The 8,530-nt window shown below is 63.2% G+C and carries 8 protein-coding genes and 1 riboswitch; of the genes, 2 read left to right on the forward strand and 6 right to left on the reverse strand.

All coding sequences use genetic code 11. The features are described 5' to 3' along the window. Window positions 1-2: 2 nt before the first annotated feature. Complete coding sequence (locus KGZ40_00665) at window positions 3-608, reverse strand: nucleotide exchange factor GrpE (protein MBS3956035.1); 606 nt, start codon at window positions 606-608, stop codon at window positions 3-5. Between the two features lie 2 nt (window positions 609-610). Then, window positions 611-2,518 (reverse strand): molecular chaperone DnaK, encoded by a 1,908-nt coding sequence (gene dnaK / locus KGZ40_00670; protein ID MBS3956036.1) that lies wholly within the window; start codon window positions 2,516-2,518, stop codon window positions 611-613. Between the two features lie 286 nt (window positions 2,519-2,804). Here dnaK and KGZ40_00675 point away from each other — a divergent pair, with 286 nt between their 5' ends. Next, the gene (locus KGZ40_00675) at window positions 2,805-2,993 is read left to right on the forward strand and encodes a 4Fe-4S binding protein (GenBank protein MBS3956037.1); all 189 of its coding nucleotides are present in this window, start codon (window positions 2,805-2,807) and stop codon (window positions 2,991-2,993) included. A 72-nt stretch (window positions 2,994-3,065) separates the two neighbouring features. Here KGZ40_00675 and KGZ40_00680 read toward each other — a convergent pair whose 3' ends face one another. From KGZ40_00680 to KGZ40_00690, 3 genes are read right to left on the reverse strand one after another with little or no spacing between them, the layout of a single operon-like run. Next, window positions 3,066-3,599, reverse strand: a complete 534-nt coding sequence (locus KGZ40_00680) for a hypothetical protein (protein MBS3956038.1) — start codon at window positions 3,597-3,599, stop codon at window positions 3,066-3,068. Between the two features lie 15 nt (window positions 3,600-3,614). Continuing rightward, complete coding sequence (locus KGZ40_00685) at window positions 3,615-4,553, reverse strand: NAD-dependent epimerase/dehydratase family protein (protein MBS3956039.1); 939 nt, start codon at window positions 4,551-4,553, stop codon at window positions 3,615-3,617. Between the two features lie 11 nt (window positions 4,554-4,564). Continuing rightward, window positions 4,565-5,281, reverse strand: a complete 717-nt coding sequence (locus KGZ40_00690) for a class E sortase (protein MBS3956040.1) — start codon at window positions 5,279-5,281, stop codon at window positions 4,565-4,567. Window positions 5,282-5,410: 129 nt separating this feature from the next. Next, a riboswitch (cyclic di-GMP riboswitch) is annotated at window positions 5,411-5,503 on the forward strand. A gap of 100 nt (window positions 5,504-5,603) precedes the next feature. On the opposite strand from KGZ40_00690, the gene KGZ40_00695 reads away from it, so the two are divergent. Continuing rightward, window positions 5,604-6,284, forward strand: a complete 681-nt coding sequence (locus KGZ40_00695) for a hypothetical protein (protein ID MBS3956041.1) — start codon at window positions 5,604-5,606, stop codon at window positions 6,282-6,284. Window positions 6,285-6,394: 110 nt separating this feature from the next. Here the strand turns inward: KGZ40_00695 and KGZ40_00700 are convergent. Further along, the coding region (locus KGZ40_00700) for a DUF11 domain-containing protein (GenBank protein ID MBS3956042.1) at window positions 6,395-8,530 on the reverse strand (2,136 nt) is incomplete at its 5' end.

Here is an 8,530-nt window from a genome sequence, read left to right on the forward strand (position 1 = left end):
ACCTACCCTCCCGCGGGTGGCCCCCCGGTCGACACGACGACCATCGCCGCGCGGATAGTCTTACCGTGCATTTCGTAGCCCTTCTGGTAGACCTCGACCACAGTGCCATCGATCGCGGTAAGATCTTCCTTCTGCCCTACCGCTTGGTGCTTGAGCGCGTCGAAAGCCGCTCCGCGCGGATCTACCGGAACCACACCCTCTCGTGCAAGCACGTCCAGGATCTGACCGAGGACCATCTCCACACCGGTCGTGAGATCGGCTCCCTCTCCGCCGTCCCGGACGTGTGCAAGGGCGCGCTCGAGGTTGTCAACGACCGGCAGCAAGCTCTCGGCGACACGTTCACCCGCGCGCTTGACGGCTTCAGCATGATCGCGCGCCATCCGCTTGCGATAGTTGTCGAACTCAGCTTGGATGCGCTGGGCGGTCTCCAGGTGGCGTGCCGCCTCCTCGCGTGCCTCTTCCAGATCGGCGGTCAGGCGATCACCCCGAAGTTCGAACTCGTCGCCGAGGTCGGCTTCGAGCGCCGGGTCGAGCGCCGATTCACGCGGGACCCCCGGATCGGGTGCCCCGCGACCGGAGTCGTTTCCATCGCGTGATCTTCTCGGCATGACTACTTGTCGCCTTTCTCTTCGACAACCTCGTAGTCAGCCTCGACGACCTCTTCGCCGTCATCCGAAGCGGTCCCATCGGCGTCTCCACCGGACTCCGCCTCGGCTTGCGCCTCTGCGTACACGATCTCGGCAAGCTTGTAGCCAGCCTGCTGCAACTGCTCGGTCTTCTCCCTGATCGCGACCGTATCGTCGCCTTCAAGTGCGCTCTTGAGATCACCGACGGCCTCTTCGACCGTGTTCTTGGTCTCCTCAGGAACCTTGTCGCCAAGATCCGCGAGCGTCTTTTCCGTGCTGTACACGAGCGTGTCGGCGGTGTTGCGCGCCTCGGCCGCCTCCTTCTTGACACGGTCCTCGTCCGCATGCGTCTCCGCGTCGCTCACCATGCGCTCGACCTCTTGATCGGACAGGGCCGTAGTGCCCGAGATCGTGATCTTCTGTTCCTGACCCGTACCCTTGTCTTTTGCCGAGACATTGACAATCCCGTTAGCGTCGATATCGAAGGTGACCTCGATCTGGGGGATGCCGCGTGGCGCGGCTGGAATGTTCATGAGGTGGAACTTGCCGAGCGTCTTATTGCCAGCCGCCATCTCTCGCTCGCCTTGCAACACATGAATCTCCACCGAGGTCTGGCCGTCAGCCGCCGTCGTGTACGTCTCTGTCTTGCGGGTGGGGATTGTGGTGTTTCGCTCGATCATCTTGGTCATCACGCCGCCGAGGGTCTCGACGCCGAGTGAAAGCGGCGTCACGTCGAGGAGAAGGATGTCCTTTACGTCACCGGAAAGCACGCCTCCCTGGATAGCAGCGCCCACCGCGACAACCTCGTCCGGATTCACGCCCTTGTGCGGATCCTTGCCGGTGATCGACTTGACCATCTCGACGACGGCCGGCATGCGAGTGGAACCTCCAACCAAGATGACGTGCTCGATCTCGGACGCTTTGATGCCCGCGTCCTTGATCGCCGCTTGGACCGGCTTCTTGCAGCGATCAAGCAGGTCGCTCGTCACCTTCTGAAACTCCGCACGCGTGAGCGTGTAATCGAGGTGCTTGGGCCCGCTTGCGTCCGCCGTGACAAAGGGCAGGTTGATCTGCGTCGTCTGCGTGGTGGAAAGCTCGATCTTGGCCTTCTCGGCGGCTTCCTTGAGACGCTGCAGCGCCATCTTGTCGACACGCAAGTCAATCGCGTGGTCCGCCTTGAACTTGTCAGCGAGCCAATCGATGACCCGCTGGTCCCAGTCGTCGCCTCCAAGGTGGTTGTCGCCCGAGGTCGACTTGACCTCGAACACGCCTTCACCGATCTCGAGGATCGACACGTCAAACGTGCCACCACCAAGGTCGAATACGAGGATCGTCTGATTCTCGTCACCCTTGTCGAGCCCGTAAGCGAGCGCTGCGGCGGTAGGCTCGTTGATGATGCGCTTGACGTCGAGACCGGCGATCTTGCCCGCGTCCTTGGTCGCCTGGCGCTGCATGTCGTTAAAGTACGCGGGCACGGTGATGACCGCCTCGGTCACCTTCTCGCCGAGGTAAGCCTCCGCGTCAGCCTTGAGCTTCTGCAGCACCATCGCCGAGATCTCCTCGGGGGTGAAGTGCTTTCCGTCGATATCGACGACCGAGCGGCCGTCCTTGCCCTTTTCGGCCTTGTACGCAATCGTCTTGCGCTCGGAAGTCGTCTCTTCGAACTTGCGTCCGATGAATCGCTTGATCGAGGTGATGGTGTTCTCGGGATTGGTGATCGCCTGGTTCTTGGCTGCCTTGCCCACAACCCGCTCACCGTCTTTGCGGAATGCGACGACGCTCGGAGTGGTGCGATCGCCTTCCGCGTTGATAATGACTGTCGGCTCTCCGCCCTCGAGCACGGCGACAGCGGAGTTGGTTGTTCCGAGATCGATACCTATGACCTTGCCCATCTGCCGTTCTCCCTTCATACGCCAGCACTCGAAGCTAGCGCGGCTGCTCTGACTGCCGTGCGCCGCACAGACACGGGCGACGCGCCTCGTGATGATAAAATCTGAGTGTGCCGTTGTCAAGTTTTATGGCAACGAAAGCTATATACCCCGCGGAGGCATCCCCAAACTCTGTTTGTGACCGGAATCCTTCCGAATAACCCTTTACACGTGTACACAGGGTCGCTATGGTACGGCAGAATCAAGACCCCGAAGCGCTTCGTGCGTGCATGGATACCGAGGAGGATCGATGCCCCGTCCGATCATCGAAGAAGATGACTGCTCTGCGTGTGGAATCTGCGTCGACGCGTGCCCCGAGAACGTACTCGAGATCGTTGGAGACACCGCGATCGCGATGAACGACGAGGAGTGCACCGCATGTGCCGCGTGCATGGAAGAGTGTCCGATGGGCGCCATCACCGAGATCGAAGAGGAGTGACCCGCATCCGGGCAATCTGTCGCAGGGCGATCTGTCGCACAACCCGGACAACGCACGTCTGACTCCACGGAGTCACATTGACGGACCCCTCGGAGTCAAAGCCTTCATCTGGCGCCACACTCGCTTCTTGCGTTGCTGGTCGGTAAGTGACGCCTCGAGTCCATCGAGGGCCAGAAACTCTCTTCCCGCCAAACGTCGCACCCGGCCCGGCCGGAGGTCCTTGAGAGACAGCGCCGCACTCACCGCGTGCGCCGCCACTGGGTCGAGCGCGATCACCACGTATGGATCGACAGCTTCTATCTGCGCCCTTATCCGCGACGCGACCGTACCTGGATCTGAGTCCGGTTCGGATCTCGCTACCGTCGCAAAGACGCACGACGGATCAAACCCTAAGGCGCACAGCGCTTTCGCAACAGCTTCTCCATCCGGACCGCTCAACGCTTCGCCACCCGCCGCTTCAGCGGGACCCGGCTCACCTTTCACGCACAAGACCTCGGCAAAAAACTCCCCGCTTGAAGCGATGAGGTCGGCACCCGGGACGAGACTATCAGCCTGCGCCAACTCGGACGCGATCTTGGCCCGGTACTCCCGTTCGCGTTCATCCACGAGCGCTCACCGCGCTCACCGCGACGCGAACCATCGGTACGTCGCCGCAAGCCCCGTGTCGAGCGGGACACGTGCATGCCACCCAAACGCCTCGCGCGCCCTCGACGCGTCGAGGGCGCTACGCCGGACGTCGCCCGGGCGCTCCCGCGTGTACTCGAATGGGCGCAAAAACTCCGAGACAGGCCGAAGCGAATCCGCGAGGGCGTGCACCGAGACCTCACTTCCTGTGGAAATGTTATACGCGGCACCGCCTGGCGCGGCCTCATCACCGAGCCTGACTTCGCAGTAAATCGCCGCGATGAGTGCCGACACGACGTCTCCCACGAAGATGAAGTCCCGTGTTTGGCCCCCGTCCCCATGGATGACGGGCGCGCGCCCTTCCGCCAACGCCGAGCAAAACGCCGCGACCACGCCGCCCTCGCCCGTGGCGTCTTGACGCGGACCGTACACGTTCGCGAACCGGAGTGACGCGTAGTCACACGGCGATCCGGCTAGTTCCTCGGCAAGCGCCCCCTCGGCGGCCAGTTTAGATTCGCCGTATGGATTGGCGGGATGGACGGGTGAGGACTCGGTGAGAGGCAGCTCAGCTGGTTCCCCGTACACCGCGGCGGATGAAGCCGACAAAACGAGTCGTACCCCCGACTCCCGTGCCGCACGAGACACCGCTCGAGTTCCCTCGACGTTGACCGCCCAGTCCCGCGCAGGGTCCACAAGCGACGCCGACACGCTCGACTGCGCCGCAAGATGCACCACGATCTCCGGGGCGAACTCGGCAAACACGGTCGAGAGACTGCCATCGAGTATGTCCATCGTGCGCATCGCCGCTGCCGGGTGAATGTTTTCGGGCCGTCCCGTGGACAGATCGTCGATGACGAGAACCGCGTTCTCCCCGATAATCGCATGCACGAGGTTCGACCCTATGAACCCGGCTCCGCCTGTCACGATGACGCGCATTGCGACTCTCCCTACTCCGAGGTCTCCTCGGTCCGTCCGATGGTGTGAACCTCGGTCAACTCGGCCTGCACGATAAGGCGATACCGTGCGCTGTACGGAGGATGGCACGCCGAGAGCGTCAGCATCGACTCCTCCGTCGTCTCAACCACCTCGGTACGGTCAGGCGTGACGGTGAACTTCTCGGTCACTACGTACGTGTACCGCCGGTACGGCGAGAAGAAATACACCGTGTCGCCGGGCACGAGCTCATCGAGCCGGCGAAACGGCGCTCCGTATGTGGTGCGATGCGCAGCGATTCCAACGTTGCCGGTAGGGCCGGGGATGTCGGTGTACGGCATCCAGCCCGGCCCTCGCTTGAGGTCCTCGGTGCCCACGCCGCGCACGACTACCGAGTCGAGCTCCATCTTCTCGATCACGAGGCGCCCAAACACGCCGTCGGGCTCAAGTGCGGCCCAATACCCGACGTCTTCGGCGCGCCACGTGTCCCACACCGACCGCGGGGCCTCGTCGACAGGCTCCTCGGGGACAAGCCGGTCCGGCGAAGGCGCTCCCACGGCGCCGAGCGCGGAGAGCTCGTCGCGAAGCTCGGCTTGGCGCCAGCGTCCTACCGCGTCGGTCACAAGGTAGTACATGAGCAGCCCCGCGGCCACGCCGAGAAATACATTCCCGAGCGCGTGCAGCGCCGTTTTAGTAAACGGCCGCTCCGCGGTAACCTCGGACGATCCCACTTCGCTCCCCTTCGGACGAAAGAAACCCGGGTACTCGTGTGATCCACATTACACAATCCACTACAGGCGGCGGACCTCCGTGCCGATACACCCAGTGTAAGCGTTGACAGCAGTACATCGAAACGGACTCCCCGAAAAAGGCACCGCACGTCGAAAGGCGTGCCTCGCAAAGTCACGGGTCTACCGGAAGCTCACGCTTCCTACGACAGCCGGACTACCGGGTACGAGATCTGGTCGTTGATCGGCCGGGTTCCACCCATTTGCGTGACGGGAGGCAACCCGGTCGATGTACGTACCGGCTCGTACAGGGGTGACCGCAGAGATGAAGAACGACCGCGCAACACACACGTCCATCCGCCTCCTTTCGATCGCGCTCGCGGCCACTCTCCTCGTGGGAGCGGCAGCACCCGCAACAGCGTCGGTGCTTACCGAGAGCCGCGCGCTCGCGGCCGCCGCACCGGCATTCTCCTCGCAACTCGCGCCAGCTTCGCCGGTTCCGGCCGCTCAGTTGGCCAAGGCCATCGTCCGGACGACTTCCGATCAGGCTTCGGCAGCCGTCACCACTCCCGCGCCGGTCGCCAAAGCCCAAGCGCAACTGCCCCGGCCTGTAGCCGCGCCAAGCGTGCGCGTCGTCCGCACCGCGAGCAACGCATCCGCCGCAAGCGCCCCGGCGGCCACCTCAGCGGCGGTCTCCTCCGCCAGCCCGTCCGCTACCGCACCGCGCTCAAGCGACATCTCGCAAGCCAGGGCGATTCTTGCCCGCTACATCGCAACCTATCCCATCTTGCAGGGAACAACGATCGCGTTTGGCGACACTCGCGGAAACCCGCAGGCAATCGCGTACTTCAAGTCGGGACGGATAATCGTCAACCCAAACCACACGGTGAGCTTCGAGCGCATCATTAACCACGAGATATGGCACATCATCGACTGGCGGGACAACGGCAGGATTGACTGGGGCGAGAACGTGCCGCCATCGAACGCCAACGACTTCAGAGGGTAGGCGCGCCGTAGCGCGTCATGCCCCGAAGTGACCGAGCCCCGGTGGGAATCGTCCCACCGGGGCCCTGCGTCGCTCTATAGCCTACGGGGTGGTGGTAGCCAGAGCGTAGGCTAGGCGACCCTCCTTGAACGCCTGCGCAGCCCAGCCCCGACCGAGGCCGCCACGCCGGCAAACGCCGCGAGCAAGAGCGCGTCACCGCCGGTGAACGGCAGGAACGGCTCATCCTCCGCATCCACCTTCACGCGCACGCTCCAGCTAGCCCGATCGTTTTCTGCGAAGTCATCTTCTGGATGGCTGACCACCGCCACATTGTCGAGAACCGAAATCCCGACAGGCATCGTGTCGGCTACCTTGAGCTTGTAGACGATCGTCTGCGTCTCGCCAAAGGCAAGCGGTCCGTCAAACTCCCATGTGATCGAGTTTCCGGCGACCGCGCCACCAGCCGCGTCGACGACAGTGAGGTACTTCGCATTGAAGGTGTCGGTCACCGTGTAGTCGTACGCCGGATCGCCACCCTCATTACCTACCGTCAAGGTGTACGTGATCGTGTCGCCGGGTTTCGCGAGCGTCATATCGCCACGCTTCTTGACGGAAAGATCCGGTGGGAATCCGAGGAACTCGTCGATATCGACGAACGCTACATCTTGGTCGGAGACTTCATTGCCCAGCTCGTCGACGCCGGTGGCGGTGACGATGTTAGTCGTCGGCTCGAATATGGCCACCGTGCGGGTGAAGACCTGCAGAGCACCCGGAGCGAGGCTGGGGATCGTGGCGATGACGCCAAGGTGATCGTCCTCAACGAGCACATTGGAGAGCGTCGTGTTTCCCGTGTTGCGGACCATAAACGTATACGTCACTTCTTCGCCCTCGATGACCAGGTCGGAGTCGACCGATTTCTCCACGGAGATGGCCGGGCTTCCACCGAAGTAGCTCGAATCGTCGCTGTCAGTGACGTTGTCGCCCACCGGCGGCTGGCCTGTGGCCGTGCCGACGTTCTCGTAGAACCCTTCGGTAGCGACGCCAAGGGCGTACAGGGTTTCGCTGGCACCCGGAGCCAGCATTTCGATGTTTCCGATCAACCCGAGGTCGTCGTCGGTGACGACGACGCTACTAAGGGTCACGTTACCCGTATTGGTCACCTGGTAGCTCCAGGTGATCGGGCCGCCCATGAGTATGTACGCGCCGTCGGTGCCGTTAGTGAGTTTGATGATCTCGATCGCCGGGGCCTGGAGCGCTGTGACCGTCTCGTCGTCTTGGTTGGAAGCGACCGGCTCACCGTCGAAAACGCCGAAGCCTTGCGCGACGTTTGTCACAGAGCCTGCGTCAACGTCTGCTTGCGTGATGGTGTAGGCGGCCGTGAAGGTGATCTGCGCGCCGGGGGCGAGGACGTCGGGGTCGCCCGGGACGTCTGCGCGGCTCGTCGCGGCCTTGTCGTCTGTGACGGTGAATGGGCCCATCAAGGTCACGTTGCCTGAGTTGGTGAGCGTGTAGGTGTAGGCGATGACGTCGCCGGCCGCGTCATAGGTGGCAGGCGCCGCGGACTTCACGAGCGCAAGTTCAGGGTTCTGAAGCGCCCTCACCGTCTCGTCGTCGTAGTTTGAGTAGACGTCGTCTTCACCGAAGTGGCCGTGGCCGCGCGCGGTGTTGGTCACATAGCCTGTGTCGACGTCTGCTTGCGTGATGGTGTAGGCGGCCGTGAAGTCGATCCACGCGCCGGGCGCAAGAGCCATGGGCGCCATGCCGACCGGTGCGGTGGCCGCCTTGTCGTCTGCAACGGTGAAGGGGCCCATCAAGGTCACGTTGCCTGAGTTGGTCAGGCGGTAGGAGTAGGTGATGGTCTGGCCGGCCGCGTCATAGGTGGCAGGTACCGCCGACTTCACGAGCGCAAGCGCGGGCGAGGCGAGCGCTGTGACCGTCTCGTCGTCTTGGTTGGAAGCGACCGGCTCACCGTCGAAAACGCCGAAGCCTTGCGCGACGTTTGTCACAGAGCCTGCGTCAACGTCTGCTTGCGTGATGGTGTAGGCGGCCGTGAAGGTGATCTGCGCGCCGGGGGCGAGGACGTCGGGGTCGCCCGGGACGTCTGCGCGGCTCGTCGCGGCCTTGTCGTCTGTGACGGTGAACGGGCCCATCAAGGTCACGTTGCCTGAGTTGGTGAGCGTGTAGGTGTAGGCGATGACGTCGCCGGCCGCGTCATAGGTGGCAGGCGCCGCGGACTTCACGAGCGCAAGTTCAGGGTTCTGAAGCGC

This window comes from Clostridiales bacterium (genome assembly GCA_018333995.1).
Classification (GTDB): domain Bacteria; phylum Actinomycetota; class Coriobacteriia; order Anaerosomatales; family SLCP01; genus JAGXSG01.